The organism is Streptomyces sp. NRRL S-920 (assembly GCF_000717945.1).
GTDB classification, from domain to species: domain Bacteria; phylum Actinomycetota; class Actinomycetes; order Streptomycetales; family Streptomycetaceae; genus Streptomyces; species Streptomyces alboniger.
Genome location: NZ_JODF01000074.1, coordinates 15,099 through 30,349, shown reverse-complemented (window position 1 = coordinate 30,349; position 15,251 = coordinate 15,099). Strand labels below are relative to the sequence as shown.

Genomic DNA, 15,251 nt, shown 5'->3' with positions numbered 1-15,251 from the left:
AGCAGGGGGCGCCCCCATCGCGTTGCCGCCCTCCTCCGCCTTGCATCTCGACGCACCAGACCCCGCTCACCAGCGCAGAAAGGTGACCGCCACCCAAGTACGGCCTGATCCGCCGGCCAGGCCCTAGTCCGGACCGCGCGCGAGACAGCGCCGCGGGTCGGGGACCTGGTCCCCGACCCGCGGCGCTCGGGAGTGCGCGGGCTCAGCCGTACGGAGCGCCGGCGGCTGCCGTCACCGCTGGGGAGGCTCCTGCCCGCGGTCACCGCCGAGCTGGTCCCTGAGCTTGTCCTGAGCGGTGTCGACCTGACCGCTGTACTTGCCCTGGGTCCTGTCGTCGACGAAGTCGCCGGCCTTGTCGATGCCCTGGCCGGCCTTGTCCTCGTGGCCCTTGAGCATCTGCTTGAGCTTGTCCATCACAGACATCCTCGGCCTCCTTGGTGTGAGCCGTCGCTACCAGCATGGGGTGTCATCGGCCGCACCGCATCCGGGGCCGCCCCGGCCCGCTCGGGCGCCGGGCGGCCCTCGCTCAGGTGATCGTCAGGCGCCTCCTGGCCTCGGTCTCGGAGCTTGCGCCGACATAGATGTCCACCGCGCCCTCCTCGACGCGGAACTCCCCGTCCTGGGCGTTCGTCCAGAAACCGAGATCGTCGGCGCCGATCCGGAAGCGGACCGTCCGGGACCTGCCGGGCTCCAGCGTGACCCGGCGGAACCCGCGCAGCCTGCGCACCGGCTGCGCGATGCTCGCCGCGAGATCATGGACGTACAGCTGCACGACCTCATCGCCCGCGCGGTCCCCGGTGTTCGTGACGCTCACCGCCACCTCCAGGGTGTCGCCTTTGCGCAGGGCGTGCGCGGGGATCCGTTCGCGGCTCAGTCTCGGCTCGCCGATCTCGAACGCCGTGTAGCTCAGGCCGTGCCCGAACGCGAACTGCGGACCCGGGGGGAGGTCCAGGTACTTCGACGTGTACTTGTTGTCCGGGTCGTAGGGGCGGCCCGTCGACTCGTGGTTGTAGTGGATCGGGATCTGTCCGACCGCGCGAGGGAACGACACGGGCAGCTTGCCGCCGGGGTTCACCTCGCCGAACAGGACGTCGGCGATGGCGTTCCCCGCCTCGAGGCCCGGGTGCCAGGCCTCCAGCACGGCGGGGGCGGAGCCCAGCCAGTCGCCCACGGTCAGCGGGCGGCCGTTGACGAGGACGACGACGAACGGCTTTCCGGTCGCCGCGACGGCCGCGACCAGCTTCTCCTGCGCACCGGGCAGGCCGATGTCGCTGCGTGCGGCGGCCTCGCCGCTCATCGAGGGCGGCTCGCCGACCACGACGACCGTGACATCGGCCGACCTCGCGGCGGACACGGCCTTCGGGATGCCGCCGGTGTCCTCACCCTCGGGGTCCACACCCCGGGCGTACGTCACCTTCGCGTCCGGCGCCGCACGCCTGACCGCGTCCAGGACCTTCACGGAGGGGTACTTCTTCACGGCCGCGGGGAGCGACCACGTGCCGAGCAGGTCGTCGGAGTCGCCGAACGGGCCGACGACCGCGATGGACGTGACCGACCGCTTCAGCGGGAGCGTCCTGCCCTCGTTCTTCAGGAGGACCATCGAGCGGGCGGCGCTGTCGCGGGCCGCCCGGCGCGCTGCCGGGGTCGGTCCTTCGACGGCGGCGCCCTCATCCACGTACGGATCATCGAAGAGCCCGAGACCGGCCTTCAGGCGCAGGACGCGAGCGACAGCGTCGTCGAGCCGCTCCTCGCTGATCCTCCCCTCGCGGAGCAGCCTCCTGCCGTTCTTGAGCAGGTGGGTGCTGGTCATCTCCATGTCGACGCCCGCGTTCAGGGAGAGGCGGGCCGCCGCCGCGCCGTCCTCGGCGAAGCCGTGCGGGATCAGCTCCTGGACGCCGGTCCAGTCGCTGACGACCAGGCCGTCGAACCCCCACTCCTCCTTAAGGATGTCGGTCAGGGTGTGGGTGTTGCCGTGCCCGGGGACGCCGCCGATGGTGTTGAAGGAGGCCATCACCGTGGCCGCGCCCGCGTCCAACGCCGCCTTGAACGGCGGGAGGTAGAGATTGCGCAGGCGCGACTCCGAGACGTCCACGGTGTTGTAGTCGCGCCCGCCCTCCGCGCCGCCGTAGGCGACGAAGTGCTTGGCGCAGGCGGCGACGTGGTCCTGCGCGGCGTACCCCGGTGTGCCGGTCCCGCCCGGCTCGCCCTGGTAGCCCCGCACCTTCGCCGCGGCGAACGCCGACGTCAGGTAGGGGTCCTCGCCGTTGCTCTCGGCGACGCGGCCCCAGCGCGGCTCGTGCGTGACGTCCATCATCGGCGAGAACGTCCAGTGCACGCCGTTCGAACGGGCCTCCTTCGCCGAGACCTCGGCGTCCGCCTTCGCCACGTCCGGGTCGAAGCTCGCCGCCTGCGCCAGCGGGATCGGGAACGTCGTCCAGAAGCCGTGGATGACATCGAGCCCGAAGAGCAGCGGAATGCCGAGCCGGGACTCCTCGACGGCGATGCGCTGCAAGGCGTTGGTGGTCCTCGCGCCGTGAATACTCAGCACCGAACCGAGCCGCCCCGCACGGGCCGCGTCTTCCACGTCCTTCGTGGCACCGCCGCCGGGACCGGTGTCCCAGGCCCACGGCAGCTGCTGGAGCTGGGCCAGCTTCTCTTCGACCGTCATCCGGCCGAGCAGCCGCTCGATCCGGTGCTCGTGGCGGGTGGCCGCGGGCCCCGCACGGCCGGGCGCGGCATCGGCGCTGCCCGCCCCCGCTGCTCCGGCGGCGACCGCCGTGCCCCCCGCGACCGCCGTGCCACCGATCGCGGACAGCAGAGTACGCCTTCGTACCTCACGCATGCGTTCGCCTTCTCACCTCGGAGCGGGGGATAACTTCTGTGGTGGCCACAAGAGTTGAAGCGAAAGTACGTTTCCGATACACGCGGGTCAACAGACGCGACGGGGCAGGAGTGAGGAGAGTGAAGCGGGCGGGTGAACCATTGACCTCAAGTTTGGTTGAGGTCATAACGTTCCTCCCATGAGCATGGAAGCCACCGCCTGGAACCAGCTGTACAGCGTCATGCACGCACAGCAGGACCGCCGCCCCTTCGCCCGTGCCACGCTGCGCCGCATCGGCGCCTTCGCGCGGCACCACCGCAAACGCATCTGGCAGTTCGTGCTGCTGAGCGTCGTCACCGCACTGCTGGCCGTCGCGACTCCCGTACTGGCGGGGAAGGTTGTCAACGCCATCGTCTCCGGCGCCGACTCCGCGATCATCGTGCGCTACGCCCTGCTGATCGCCGCCATCGCCCTCGCCGAGGCCGGGATCGGACTGCTGAGCCGCTGGCTCTCGGCGAACCTCGGCGAAGGCCTCATCCTCGATCTGCGGACCGCCGTCTTCGACCACGTCCAGCGCATGCCCGTCGCCTTCTTCACCCGCACCCGCACGGGCGCGCTGGTCAGCCGCCTCAACAACGACGTGATCGGCGCGCAACGCGCCTTCAGCAACACGCTCTCCGGAGTCGTCGGGAACCTCGTCACCCTGCTCCTCACGCTCGCCGTCATGCTCACCCTCTCGTGGCAGATCACACTGCTGGCACTGGTGCTGCTCCCGGTGTTCGTCGTCCCCGCCCGCCGCATGGGGGCGCGGATGGCCGGACTCCAGCGGGAGGCAGCCCACCACAACGCCGCCATGGGCACCCGGATGACCGAGCGCTTCTCGGCGCCCGGCGCCACCCTGATCAAGCTCTTCGGCCGGCCCGGCGACGAGTCCGCCGAGTTCGCCGCGCGGGCCCGCCGGGTGCGCGACATCGGCGTACGCACCGCCATGGCGCAGTCCACGTTCATCACCGCGCTCACCCTCGTCTCGGCGCTGGCGCTCGCCCTGGTCTACGGACTCGGCGGGTACTTCGCCCTGGCAGGGACGCTGGAGGCGGGGGCCGTCGTCTCGCTCGCGCTGCTGCTCACCCGGCTGTACGCGCCGCTGACGTCCCTGGCGGGGGCGCGCGTCGAGGTGATGAGCGCCCTCGTCAGCTTCGAGCGCGTCTTCGAGATCCTCGACCTGAAGCCGCTCATCGAGGAGAAGAAGGACGCGGTGCCCGTCCCCGAAGGCCCCGTGGCCATCGAGTTCGAGAACGTCCGCTTCGGCTACCCCGCCGCCGACAAGGTCTCCCTCGCCTCCCTCGAAGAGGTCGCCTCGCTCGACACCCGCGGCGGCGACGAGGTCCTGCACGGCCTGTCCTTCCGCGCCGAACCCGGCCAGACCGTCGCGCTCGTCGGCTCCTCCGGAGCGGGCAAGTCGACCATCGCGCAACTGCTGCCACGGCTGTACGACACCGACGAGGGGACCGTCCGCATCGGCGGCGTCGACGTACGCGACCTGACCGCCGACTCCATGCGGGCCACCCTCGGCATGGTCACCCAGGACGGCCACCTCTTCCACGAGTCCGTCCGCGCCAACCTGCTCCTCGCGCGGCCCGAGGCGACCGAGGACGACCTGTGGGACGTGCTGCGGCGCTCCCGGCTCGAAGACCTCGTACGCTCCCTGCCGGACGGGCTCGACACGGTGGTCGGCGAGCGCGGCTACCGGCTCTCCGGCGGTGAGCGGCAGCGGATGACCATCGCCCGGCTGCTCCTCGCCCGCCAGCGGGTCGTCATCCTCGACGAGGCCACGGCCCACCTCGACAACACCTCGGAGGCCGCCGTCCAGGAAGCCCTCGGCGAGGCCCTCGCGGGGCGCACCGCCGTGGTGATCGCCCACCGGCTGTCCACCGTGCGCTCCGCCGACCTCATCCTCGTCGTCGAGGCGGGCCGGATCGTGGAGCGCGGCACGCACGAGGAACTGCTCGCGCTGGAGGGGCGGTACGCGGAGCTGTACCGCACACAGTTCGCCAAGGGGCCGGTGGAGGCGGTGTGAGGTGTGGAGCGGCCGTGGCCGGACGTCCACCAGGAGTTCATCGTTCCCCCACCAGCCTCACGTCCTCCCGTGAGAGAAACCCCCCATGTGTGACGACGAGTTGATACCGCCGAGGGCGGACATGACGGAGGAACAGTGGCTGCGGGCGGACCCGGTGCTCGCCGAAGGGCCGGTGGGGGAGCGGGTCCGACAGATGGGGGCGCCCCGGCGGCGGACCCTGCTCGGCGGGGTCATGGCGGGGGCCGCGGCGCTGGCGGTCCTGCCGGGCGGCACGCGGGCCCAGGCGGCCGCGGCGGCCGCGCCTACCGGCAAGTTCCCCCTGCCGACCGGTCCCGGCCGGTCCGGGGAGTACGCGGTGCTCCTCACCGGCGACGCCGGTACGGGCGAGGAGGCGCAGCACGCGGTGGCCGCGGCGGCGCGGGAGATCTGCCGCGCCCAAGGGGTCGGCCTCGCGGTCGGCCTCGGCGACAACCTCTACGAGAACGGCCCCGAGTCCGCCGACGACTCGGAGTTCCGCACCAAGTTCGAGGAGCCCAACTCCGGTGTGGACGTGCCCTGGTTGATGGTCCTCGGCAACCACGACTGCTCCGGGCTGATCCCGGGCAGCGGCGGCGACCCCTCGCGCGGCGACCGCGAGGTCTCCTACGCCAAGGGGTCACCCCGCTGGTACATGCCGAGCCGCTACTACAACGTCGCCCTGCCCGCGCACGGCCGGGGCGAGCCGCTGGTGGAGTTCTTCGCCATCGACACCAACCCCGTCTCGTCGTACGTCGCCCAACTCGACCCGTACTACCGGTGGAACGGCCCCTACATGCGGGAGCAGCGGCGCTGGCTGGACGGTGCTCTCAAGGCGTCGCGGGCCCGCTGGAAGATCGTCCTCGGCCACCACCCGTACCTCAACAACGGCAAGCACGGCAGCGCCGGTTCCTACGAGGGATTCGTGATCGGCCACTACACCAGCGGCATCCACCTCAAGGAGCTGTACGAGGAGGTGGTCTGCGGGCGTGCCGATCTGATCCTGTCCGGGCACGATCACACGCTCCAGATCCTGGAGCCGACCACCCGTACCGGAGGCACCCGGCAGATCGTGTGCGGGGCGGCCTCCAAGGCCGGTGACGGCAAGGCCCACTTCGGGTACCCCGCCACCTGGCAGAACTTCTCCGACCACGGCTTCATGGTGCTGAAGGTGTCCGAGCGGGCGATGACCGTGGACGCGTACACGGTCGACATCGCCACCCGCAGGGCCCGCCTCGCGCACAGCGTCCGTACGGCGGCCGGGCGTGAGGTCCTCAGTCGAGGGTGATGACGACCTTGATGTCGTCGTCCTGCTCGGTGAACGCCTCCGCGGCGCGCTCCAGGGGGACGCGCCTGGTGATCATCCGGTCCAGCCAGGCGCGGTCCGCCTTCGCCAGGGCCTCGGCGCCCTGGCGGTAGTGGCGGAGGTTCGCGTTGACCGAGCCGACGACCACGTCGTTCTCCAGGACCAGGTCGCGGTTGATCGAGCCGGCGTCCACCGACAGCCGCCGTCCCGTGGGAGAGACGCCGGTCAGGCAGACGACGCCGTACGTCGCGGTGCCCGCCATCGCCTCGATGACGACGGGGCCCGCGCCGGTGGCCTCGATCACCACGTCGGGGCGGAGCGCGGCGGTCACCTCGGCGATGTCCTCGCTGTGGTACGTCGCCCCGAGACCCGCGACCAGGTCCGGCTTCGGCCCCCGCGTGACCCGGTCGAGCACGTGGACGTCCAGACCGCGCTGCACGCCGAGCAGCGCCGCGAGCAGGCCGATCGGCCCCGCCCCGGTGACCAGCACCCGTCGCGGGTCGAACCAGGCGCGGCCGCCGACCCGCTCCACCTGCTCCCACGCCTTGGCCACCACGCTGGTCGGCTCCAGGAGCACCCCGACCGTCTCCAGGCCGGGGTCGAGCCTGACCGCGTAGTCGCTCTCCACGGTCCAGGATTCGCTCGCGTAGCCGTGGCGCTCCTTGATGCCGCGCTCGGTGTAGCGGCCGTTGCGGCACATGTCGAACTCGCCGCGCGCGCAGGCGCCGCACGGCCGCGGGTCGGGGCGGCGAACCACCCCGACCACCAGATCACCGGCCGCGAACCCGCTGTCCGAGGGTGCCTCACGCACCCGGCCGAGCGACTCGTGGCCGAGGATCAGCCGCTCCTCGCCGGGCGGCGCCCACCCGTACTCGCCCGCCACGATCTCCTTGTCGGTCCCGCACACCCCGGCCGCCAGCCCGTCCACCAGCAACTCACCGGCGCCGGGCGCCGGTTCGGGCATCTCACGCACGTCGACGGAACGGGCGGTCGAAGGACGGACGGTCACGGCACGCATGGCGACTCCTGATCAGATCCTCATCGTGGCCCACCGGCCCCGAGCGTCGGCAGATAGCGCGGCGCCCGCCAGGCCTTGAGCCGGCGCTCGACCGCGGCCCCCAGCGACAGCAGCTCGCCATCCTGACGGTCACCGGCCATCAGCAGCAGCCCGACCGGCAGTTCGCCCACGGACCCGGCGGGCACCGAGAGGGACGGATATCCGGCGACGGCCGCGGGGGTGGAGGACGGGATGACGTCGTTGTCGCCGCGCGCGCAGTCGGTCGTCCAGGCGGGCGGGTTGGTGGGCGCGACTATGGCGTCCAGGCGATGGCCGGCCATGGTCTCGTCGATGGAGCGCCGGGACAGGTCCGTCAACTCGGCCCGCATCGCACGGTAGCCGGGGTCGGTGGTGGGCGGCGCGGCGAGGGCCTGCTCGAACAGCTCCTGGCCGGCGAAGCAGGACCGCTCCTCGGGGTGGGCGCGGTTGAACTCGATCAGACCGGCGAGGTCCCGGGGCCCTTCGCGCGTACCGAGGTAGGCGTCGATATCGCGGTGGAACTCGCTGAGCAGCGCCGGGAATTCCAGCTCGGCGAGGCGCGCCTGATAGGGGGGTGTCACCTCGACGACCACGGCCCCCGCCTCGCGCAGCTTCTTCGCCGTACGGGTCATCACCGCGTCCACGTCGGGCCCGAGCGAGGGCAGGCGCCACAGGCCGATCCGCTTGCCGCGCAGGCCGGTGCCGAGTCCTGCCGCCGCGCCCCTGTCCGGCAGGCCCTCGCTCAGCACCGAGAAGGTGAGCGCGGTGTCGGTCACATTGCGTGCCATGGGTCCGGCCGTGTCCTGCTCGGCGGAGATCGGCGCCACGCCCGACTGGCTGACCAGGCCGAGGCTGGGCTTGTGGCCGACGACGCCGTTCATCCCGGCGGGGCACACGATGGAACCGTCCGTCTCGGTGCCGATCGCCACCTGCGCCAGCGACGCGGCGAGCGCGGCCGCCGAGCCGGAGGAGGAGCCGCACGGATTCCGGTCGAGGACGTACGGGTTGTTGGTCTGCCCGCCCACCGCCGACCACCCCGATGTCGGCTTCGCCGCACGGAAGTTGGCCCACTCGGACAGATTGGCCTTGCCGAGGATCACCGCGCCGGCCTTCCGCAGCCGGGTCACCAGCGCGGCATCGGTGCGGGGCGGGCTCCCGGCGAGCGCGAGCGACCCGGCCGTCGTCGGCATGTCGCGCGTGTTCACGTTGTCCTTGATCAGCACGGGGATGCCGTCCAGCGGCCCGAGGGTCTTGCCGCGCCGGTGCCTGACGTCACTGGCGGCCGCCTGGCGCAGGGCCGTCGGGCTCGTACGCAGCACCGCGTGGATCTTGGGGTCGATGTTCTCGATCCGCCGCAGATAGGCCCGGGTGAGCGCCGCCGAGGTCAGCGAACCGTTCGCCATGCGCGTCTGTAACTCCGGGATGGTCACGGTGTCGAGGTCGACGCCGGGCGCGTGCGGCGACCCGCTCGGTGGCGCCGCGCTGTCGGCGCCGGATCCGGCGGCTCGCGCACCCGCGTCGGGTACGCCTGTCAGAAGGGACCCCGCGACAAGGGCGGCGGTCATTGCGGCCATGCTCCTCTTCTTCCCCATGCGCATCAGCGCACTACACGGACAGCGTCCGGCGCAAGGGGGTAGCGAGCCGATCCGCGGCGGGCGGGGTCGCCCGTGCGCTTGCCCGTCCGTCCCCGGCCGGGGGTCCACGGCGGCGGGACCGCCGTGGACCCCCCGCGCCTGCGCGGCGCTCTGCCGGGTGTTCGCTCAGCGTCCGATCAGCGGCCGAGCGCCTTCTTCAGCTGCTGCTTGTTCATCGACGAGCGGCCGTCGATGTTCTTCTTCTTGGCCTCTTCGTACAGCTGGTCCTTCGTGGGGCCCTGGGCGCCGCTGTGCGAGCGCTCCCCGCCGCGCTGCGACGCGGACTTCGGGTCCTTCGTCGACGTCCTGCTCGCGGTCTTGGACTCGCCGGAACGGGCCCGCTCCTTGTTGACCGTCCGGGCCGCGATCTCCTTGGCCCGGCTCTTGGAGGCTCCCCGGTCCTCGGCGCTCTCCTTGATGTGTTCGTACTGACGCTCACGCTTGTTGCTGGATCCAGCCGGCATGGTGACCTCGCTCTCTCATGGCCACCGGACACGGTGCGTGCTCCGGTGGCCTCCTTTCGGGCATATCGCCCAGTTTCGGCCCCCCCTTGCGCCCGGACGTCGGGCTCACCCTCTCGGGGTGTCCCGGTCCCGCTCGTTGTATGCGTCGGCGGCCTTTTCGTTCAGCGCGCTCCCGGCCCGCTGGACGGTGCCGGACACCGGTCCGCGTGGCGGGTCGATGTCCTTGCCCTCCCGCAGTCCCCGGGGGTGAGCGGGCGCGTCGGGCAGGAACCGCGCCACGACACCGCTCAGCCGCGTGGTCGTCGCCGGGGCGATCCCGTGCGCCAGGCCGGCCGCGCGCGCCCCGGGGGTCAGCACGAGGCGGGCCCGGCGCCGGACGGTGGCCCGCACGATCCGCTCGGCGGCGCGCTGCGCGTTCATCGACACCAGCGGTGCGCCCGCCAGCGTGGAGAACCAGCCGTACTCCTGGGTCCGCGCGCCGCCGAACTCGGCGCGCAGATGGGACCCGGTGCGCATCAGGCCGGGATAGACGGCCGTCACGCTCACCCCGGACCCGGCCGTCTCGGCCCGCAGCCCCTCCGCGAGCGTGCCGACCGCCGCCTTGGCACACGCGTAGGGCAGCAGGTGCGGGACGCCGAGGAGACCGCCCACGGAGGAGATGAGCGCCAGCCGCCCGCCGCCCGCACTCTCCCTGAGGTAGGGGAGGGCTTCCAGCGCCGTATGCAGGGCGCCCTGGAAGATCGACCGCATCGCGTCGTCGAAGTCCTCGGCCCGCAGGGACTCCAGCGGAGCGACCTGGATGATGCCCGCGTTCGCGATGACGAGGTCGACGCCGCCGCAGTCGCCGTCGGCGGAGGCGAACAGCTCCCTCACCTCCGCCTGCTCCCGTACGTCGCAGACCGCCGTACGCACCCTCGCCCTCGGCTGCCGGTGGAGCAGCTTGGCGCGCGCCCGGTCCAGTTCCCGGCCGTCGCGCGCGGCGAGCGTGACCGCGCAGCCCCGGGACGCCAGCCGGTCCGCCATGAGCAGGCCGAGGCCGCGCGAACCGCCGGTCACGACCGCCGACCGCCCGCTGAGATCGTCGGTGGCGCGGCCGCGGGGAGCTGATGCCTGGCGCACTACGGACTCCTTCGTTCGCTCACGGTCGGAGAAGTGTCTTGATCATGTTGTCTTCCTTCGCCTGGAACGTCTCGTACGCCTTGGGGCCCTCCTCCAGAGGGAGGTGGTGGGTGGCGAACCCGTCGACGCCGAGCGGGTCCTCGTCCGTCAGCAGCGGGAGGATGTCGTCGACCCAGCGCTTGACGTTGGCCTGGCCCATGCGCAGCTGAAGCTGCTTGTCGAACATCGTCAGGAGCGGCAGCGGATCCGCGGCCCCGCCGTAGACACCGGAGAGCGAGATCGTGCCGCCGCGGCGGACGATGTCGATCGCCGCGTACAGGGCGCCCAGACGGTCGACGCCCACCTTCCCCATCACCTTGGCGCCGACGGCGTCGGGCAACATCCCCACGCCCCACTGCGCGGCCTTCACCAGCGGCGCGCCATGGGCCTCCATGCCGACGGCGTCGATGACGGCGTCCGTGCCGCGGCCCTTCGTCAGGTCCCGCACCGCCTCGCCGATGTCCTTGCCGTGGCGGCGCAGGTCCAGCGCCTTGACACCGTCGCGGGAGGCCCGGCTCAGCCGCTCGGGCACCAGGTCCACGCCCACCACCAGGCTCGCCCCGCGGTGCAGCGCGATACGGGCGGCCATCGCGCCGATCGGCCCCAGACCGAGCACCGTCACGGTGCCGCCGGGCGGGATCGCGGCGTACTCCACCGCCTGCCACGCGGTGGGCAGCACGTCGGAGAGGTAGACGAACCGGTCGTCGGGCGGCCCCTCGGGGACCTTGATGGGCAGCGTGTTCCCGAAGGGCACGCGCAGCAGCTCCGCCTGGCCGCCGGGCACCTGCCCGTACAGCTTGGTGTAGCCGAAGAGCGAGGCGCCCATGCCCTGCTCGCGGTTCTGTGTCGTCTCGCACTGCGAGTGCAGCCCGGTATCGCACATGAAGCAGTCGCCGCACGAGACGTTGAACGGCACGACGACCCGGTCGCCCACGGCCAGCTCCGTCACTCCGGAGCCGATCTCCTCGACGATCCCCATCGGCTCGTGACCGAGGATGTCACCGGCGTCCAGATACGGCCCCATCACCTCGTACAGATGCAGGTCAGAGCCGCAGATCCCCGTGGACGTCACGCGGATGACGACGTCGGTCGGTTCCTTCAGCACAGGGTCCGGCACGGTCTCGACCCGTACATCGCGCCTGCCGTGCCACGTCAGTGCCCGCATGACTCTCTCCTCGCGGCGGCTGTCGGTTCGCAAGCCGCGTGGTTCAGCGGCTTTCGGCGCGGGTTCCCCGGCGCCGTGGCCTCATGCGAAGGCGGCCGGTCGGCCGCAGTTTGTTCTTAACGACCTGTCTCTGGTGACAGCTTGTTCTTAAGGACCTGTCTCTGGTGACAGCGACTCGTCTCTGGCGACGCCTATTCGCCCCACTCAGCAAAGCCACATCGGTGTGAGCCTGCCAACAGCAGCAGTGCGTTCGGGTGTTGCGTAGGCTTGGGGCGTTGGGTGTGAAGACCGCCCTTGACCCGCTGCTCAGCGGGCAGGGAGCATGAATCCGGGAGTTCCTCGATGCTGCGCACCATGTTCAAGTCCAAGATCCACCGCGCCACGGTGACCCAGGCCGACCTGCACTACGTGGGATCCGTCACCATCGACGCGGACCTCCTCGACGCCGCCGATCTCCTGCCCGGCGAACTCGTCCACATCGTCGACGTCACCAACGGCGCCCGCCTGGAGACGTACACGATCGAGGGCGAGCGCGGCAGCGGTGTCATCGGCATCAACGGCGCGGCCGCGCACCTGGTCCACCCCGGCGACAAGGTGATCATCATCAGCTACGCCCAGGTCGAGGACGCCGAGGCGCGGGCGCTGAAGCCCCGGGTCGTGCATGTCGACGAGGCCAACCGCATGGTGGCCCTCGGGGCCGATCCCGGCGAGGGCGTGCCGGGGGACCCGGAGAGTGTGCGGAGCCCCCTGAGCCTCTCCCGGCTCGGGTAACGGCGTAATGAAGCTGGGGCTGCTGCATACGTCGTCCGTTCATATCCCCGTCTTCGACGGGCTGCGGGACGCGCACCATCCGGACCTTGAGCTGCGGCACCACGTGGTGGAGTCGCTGCTCGAACGGGCTCGGGTGGAGGGGCCGGACGCGGTCACGCCTCAGGTGCGGGCCGCTCTGGTGGCGGCCGGGGAGGGGGCGGCGGCCGTGTTGTGTACGTGCTCCACCATCGGGGGCGTCGCCGAGGCGCTGGGGGCTGAAGTGGGGGTTCCTGTGGTGCGGGTCGATCGGCCTATGGCGGCTGCGGCCGTCGCTGCGGGGTCGTCCGGCGGCGGGGCGGGTCTCGGCGGGGCGCGTGTCGGGGGGCCGCGTGTCGTCGTGCTGGCCACGGTCGAGTCCACACTGGGGCCCACCGTGGCGCTGGTCGAGGAGGAGGCGCGCAAGGCCGGGCGGGCAGCTGTGGTGCGGGCCGTCGTGGTGGACGGGGCGTGGGAGCGGTTTGCGGCGGGGGACTCGGAGGGGTGCCTCGCGCTTGTAGCGCGGGCGGTCTCCGAGGTGCGGGCCGCCGACGCTGACGCGGGTGCCGACGTGGTCGTGCTGGCGCAGGTGTCCATGGCGGGGGCGGAGCGGCTTGTTCCGGAGGGGGCGGTGCGGGTGTTGTCCAGTCCTCGGGTGGGGCTGGATGCGGCTGCCGCGGTTGTTGCGGCGGCGCGGGGCGTTGGGCGGGTGCCTCCTGTCCTGGGTGGGGCGGCCGGGGTGCCTGGGGCGTCTGCGGTCGTGTAGGCCGGCTGTCCGTTGTGGGGCGCGTCCCGTCGTCTGTGGGGCGGGGCCGCGGCGGTATGTCCGTCCTCGCCATCTTGGTGTCGGCGCCCTTTTGCTGTGCCGGAGCTGCTCCACTGTGCTCCGGGCGGATATACCGCCACGTCCCCTCCGGTCTCGATTGCGGCCTCGGGCCGGTGGGGGCCTCCTCCGACGGTCTTGTGGTCTCGGCTGGATGCGGGGCCGTAGGCCGACTGGCGTAGCCGGGGGCGTGCGCCGGCAGATGGTGTCAGGCTTGGGGGCGGGGGTGTCGGGTAGGCGGGGGTGGAGCCGACGGAACACTGGCTGGAGGAACCTCATGACCCATCCGTTCCCTGATCCCGTACCGCCGGGGCCCCTCCCGGAGCCGGGGCCCTTTCCGGACCCGGAGCCCGTGCCGCACCCCGAGCCGAGGCCCGCGCCGGAACCGTCGCCCTCGCCGATCCCCAAGCCTCCGGGTCCCGAGCCCGTGCCGCCCGAGCCTCAGCCGGGGCCGCTGTCCTGACCGTGTGGTGTCCGGGTGGCCTTCAAGGGCTTTGGTGGTGACGGGCGTTCGGTGTCGGTGTGCTGCTTTCGCGATCAGGAGGGCTGTGGCTCCTACCAGTAAGAAGTTCAACTGTGGTGACTCCAGGGCTTGTTCGAGGGGGTGATCGGTCAACAGGCCTTTGGCGTGCGGCCCTTGTCATGGATTGGTCCGACCGGCTAGCTTGCGGGCTTGTCGTGTGTCGCTGAGCGCAATCCGTGATGACGTGTGTCCGAGGGGGCTCGCCATGGCCGTACGGGGTCGGCATCGCCGGTATCAGCCGAACCGCATCAACCGCGCGTCCCTCACCGTCACGGCGGGCGGGGCGGGCATGGCCCTGCCGCTGACCGTCGCGGGCACGGCCGGCGCCGCCGACGTCGACACCTGGAACAAGGTGGCGGCCTGCGAGTCCGGCAACAACTGGAGCATCAACACCGGCAACGGCTACTACGGCGGCCTCCAGTTCAAGCAGTCCACCTGGGAGGCGTACGGCGGCGCGGCCTACGCGCCGCGCGCCGACCGGGCCACCAAGGCCCAGCAGATCGCCGTGGCCGAGAAGGTCCTCGACGCGCAGGGGCCCGGCGCCTGGCCGGTCTGCTCGGCGAAGGCCGGGCTCGCCAGGGGCGGCGGCTCGCCCGACATCGCCCCGGCCCGCGCCAAGGCCAAGCCGGTCAAGCGGGACGTCAAGGACGTCAAGCCGGAAGTGACCCCGCAGTCCACCGCCGGCCGGGCCGAGATGTACACCGTGGTGCGCGGCGACACCCTCTCGGGGATCGCCGACGAGCGCCGGGTCAGGGGCGGCTGGCGGCAGCTGTACGACTCCAACCGGCGGGTCATCGGTGACGACCCCGACCTGATCACGCCGGGGCAGCGGCTCTCCGTACACGGTCAGGGGAAGCGTGCTTCCCAGGGGGCCTCGGGAGCGAGCAGGGCCCCCGAGCGCAAGGCCCCCGAGAAGCAGGCCCCCGAGAAGCAGGCTCCCGAGAAGAAGCGGGAGAAGCCGCGGGTCCCGCAGACCCCCTCGCCGCGCCCGGAGAAGGCCAAGCCCGCCGCGTCCACCGCCGCCTACGCCCCCGTCGCCGCGTCCCCCAGTACGCCCTACCGCGCGGCGGGCAGCTCCTGGTCGAAGGGCTACCACACCGGCGTCGACTTCGCCGTGGCCACCGGGACGTCCGTGCGAGCCGTCGCCGCGGGGCACGTCGTCTCCGCGGGGTGGGGCGGCAGCTACGGCTACCAGGTGGTCATACGGCACGCCGACGGCAAGTACAGCCAGTACGGGCATCTGTCCGCGCTCTCCGTGAAAGCCGGGCAGAAGGTCGGCGCGGGCCAGCGCATCGCCCGGTCCGGGTCCACCGGCAACAGCACGGGCCCGCATCTGCACTTCGAGGTGCGGACGGGACCCGGCTTCGGCGCCGACATCGACCCGCTCGCCTATCTGCGCGCCCGCGGCGTACGCATCTGAGGCCGCGGCGCCGCCTTGGGCGT

12 protein-coding genes are annotated in these 15,251 nt (G+C 72.0%); 5 read left to right on the top strand and 7 right to left on the bottom strand.

The features are described 5' to 3' along the window. Positions 1–231: 231 nt before the first annotated feature. Both IG54_RS0132910 and IG54_RS0132905 read right to left on the bottom strand, forming a co-directional pair. Positions 232–423 (bottom strand): antitoxin, encoded by a 192-nt coding sequence (locus IG54_RS0132910; RefSeq protein WP_030793225.1) that lies wholly within the window; start codon positions 421–423, stop codon positions 232–234. 103 nt (positions 424–526) lie between these two features. Further along, complete coding sequence (locus IG54_RS0132905; RefSeq protein WP_030793223.1) at positions 527–2,842, bottom strand: glycoside hydrolase family 3 N-terminal domain-containing protein; 2,316 nt, start codon at positions 2,840–2,842, stop codon at positions 527–529. 178 nt (positions 2,843–3,020) lie between these two features. On the opposite strand from IG54_RS0132905, the gene IG54_RS0132900 reads away from it, so the two are divergent. After that, positions 3,021–4,898: an ABC transporter ATP-binding protein gene (locus IG54_RS0132900; protein ID WP_037898200.1), complete on the top strand. Its 1,878-nt coding sequence runs from the start codon at positions 3,021–3,023 to the stop codon at positions 4,896–4,898. An 85-nt stretch (positions 4,899–4,983) separates the two neighbouring features. Continuing rightward, positions 4,984–6,201 (top strand): metallophosphoesterase, encoded by a 1,218-nt coding sequence (locus tag IG54_RS0132895; RefSeq protein ID WP_051820272.1) that lies wholly within the window; start codon positions 4,984–4,986, stop codon positions 6,199–6,201. Here the strand turns inward: IG54_RS0132895 and IG54_RS0132890 are convergent. The 5 genes from IG54_RS0132890 to IG54_RS0132870 all read right to left on the bottom strand — a co-directional run bounded on the left by IG54_RS0132890 (position 6,188) and on the right by IG54_RS0132870 (position 11,676). Beyond that, positions 6,188–7,237: a glucose 1-dehydrogenase gene (locus tag IG54_RS0132890; RefSeq protein ID WP_030793214.1), complete on the bottom strand. Its 1,050-nt coding sequence runs from the start codon at positions 7,235–7,237 to the stop codon at positions 6,188–6,190. The two genes, IG54_RS0132895 and IG54_RS0132890, sit on opposite strands and share 14 nt — an antisense overlap. 20 nt (positions 7,238–7,257) lie before the next feature. Further along, on the bottom strand, positions 7,258–8,829 hold the full coding sequence (locus IG54_RS0132885; RefSeq protein WP_420712305.1) for an amidase family protein: 1,572 nt from the start codon (positions 8,827–8,829) through the stop codon (positions 7,258–7,260). 197 nt (positions 8,830–9,026) lie between these two features. Then, positions 9,027–9,353: a hypothetical protein gene (locus IG54_RS0132880; RefSeq protein WP_030793208.1), complete on the bottom strand. Its 327-nt coding sequence runs from the start codon at positions 9,351–9,353 to the stop codon at positions 9,027–9,029. A gap of 105 nt (positions 9,354–9,458) precedes the next feature. Further along, positions 9,459–10,472 (bottom strand): SDR family NAD(P)-dependent oxidoreductase, encoded by a 1,014-nt coding sequence (locus IG54_RS0132875; protein ID WP_051820270.1) that lies wholly within the window; start codon positions 10,470–10,472, stop codon positions 9,459–9,461. Positions 10,473–10,491: 19 nt separating this feature from the next. Further along, positions 10,492–11,676, bottom strand: a complete 1,185-nt coding sequence (locus IG54_RS0132870) for an alcohol dehydrogenase catalytic domain-containing protein (RefSeq protein WP_030793202.1) — start codon at positions 11,674–11,676, stop codon at positions 10,492–10,494. A 342-nt stretch (positions 11,677–12,018) separates the two neighbouring features. Here IG54_RS0132870 and panD point away from each other — a divergent pair, with 342 nt between their 5' ends. From panD to IG54_RS0132855, 3 genes are all read left to right on the top strand, one after another. Continuing rightward, positions 12,019–12,447: an aspartate 1-decarboxylase gene (panD, locus tag IG54_RS0132865; RefSeq protein ID WP_030793199.1), complete on the top strand. Its 429-nt coding sequence runs from the start codon at positions 12,019–12,021 to the stop codon at positions 12,445–12,447. Positions 12,448–12,454: 7 nt separating this feature from the next. Then, a complete protein-coding gene (locus tag IG54_RS0132860) occupies positions 12,455–13,228 on the top strand; it encodes a hypothetical protein (protein ID WP_030793197.1) in 774 nt (257 codons plus the stop codon). Positions 13,229–14,013: 785 nt separating this feature from the next. Then, complete coding sequence (locus IG54_RS0132855; RefSeq protein ID WP_030793194.1) at positions 14,014–15,228, top strand: transglycosylase family protein; 1,215 nt, start codon at positions 14,014–14,016, stop codon at positions 15,226–15,228. The last annotated feature ends 23 nt before the right edge of the window (positions 15,229–15,251 follow it).

Bases quoted from the DNA above. Each gene is read 5' to 3' on its own strand.
- IG54_RS0132910 (WP_030793225.1), bottom strand. From the start codon at position 423: ATGTCTGTGATGGACAAGCTCAAGCAGATGCTCAAGGGCCACGAGGAC.
- IG54_RS0132905 (WP_030793223.1), bottom strand. From the start codon at position 2,842: ATGCGTGAGGTACGAAGGCGTACTCTGCTGTCCGCGATCGGTGGCACG.
- IG54_RS0132900 (WP_037898200.1), top strand. From the start codon at position 3,021: ATGAGCATGGAAGCCACCGCCTGGAACCAGCTGTACAGCGTCATGCAC.
- IG54_RS0132895 (WP_051820272.1), top strand. From the start codon at position 4,984: ATGTGTGACGACGAGTTGATACCGCCGAGGGCGGACATGACGGAGGAA.
- IG54_RS0132890 (WP_030793214.1), bottom strand. From the start codon at position 7,237: ATGCGTGCCGTGACCGTCCGTCCTTCGACCGCCCGTTCCGTCGACGTG.
- IG54_RS0132885 (WP_420712305.1), bottom strand. From the start codon at position 8,829: ATGGCCGCAATGACCGCCGCCCTTGTCGCGGGGTCCCTTCTGACAGGC.
- IG54_RS0132880 (WP_030793208.1), bottom strand. From the start codon at position 9,353: ATGCCGGCTGGATCCAGCAACAAGCGTGAGCGTCAGTACGAACACATC.
- IG54_RS0132870 (WP_030793202.1), bottom strand. From the start codon at position 11,676: ATGCGGGCACTGACGTGGCACGGCAGGCGCGATGTACGGGTCGAGACC.
- panD (WP_030793199.1), top strand. From the start codon at position 12,019: ATGCTGCGCACCATGTTCAAGTCCAAGATCCACCGCGCCACGGTGACC.
- IG54_RS0132860 (WP_030793197.1), top strand. From the start codon at position 12,455: ATGAAGCTGGGGCTGCTGCATACGTCGTCCGTTCATATCCCCGTCTTC.
- IG54_RS0132855 (WP_030793194.1), top strand. From the start codon at position 14,014: ATGGCCGTACGGGGTCGGCATCGCCGGTATCAGCCGAACCGCATCAAC.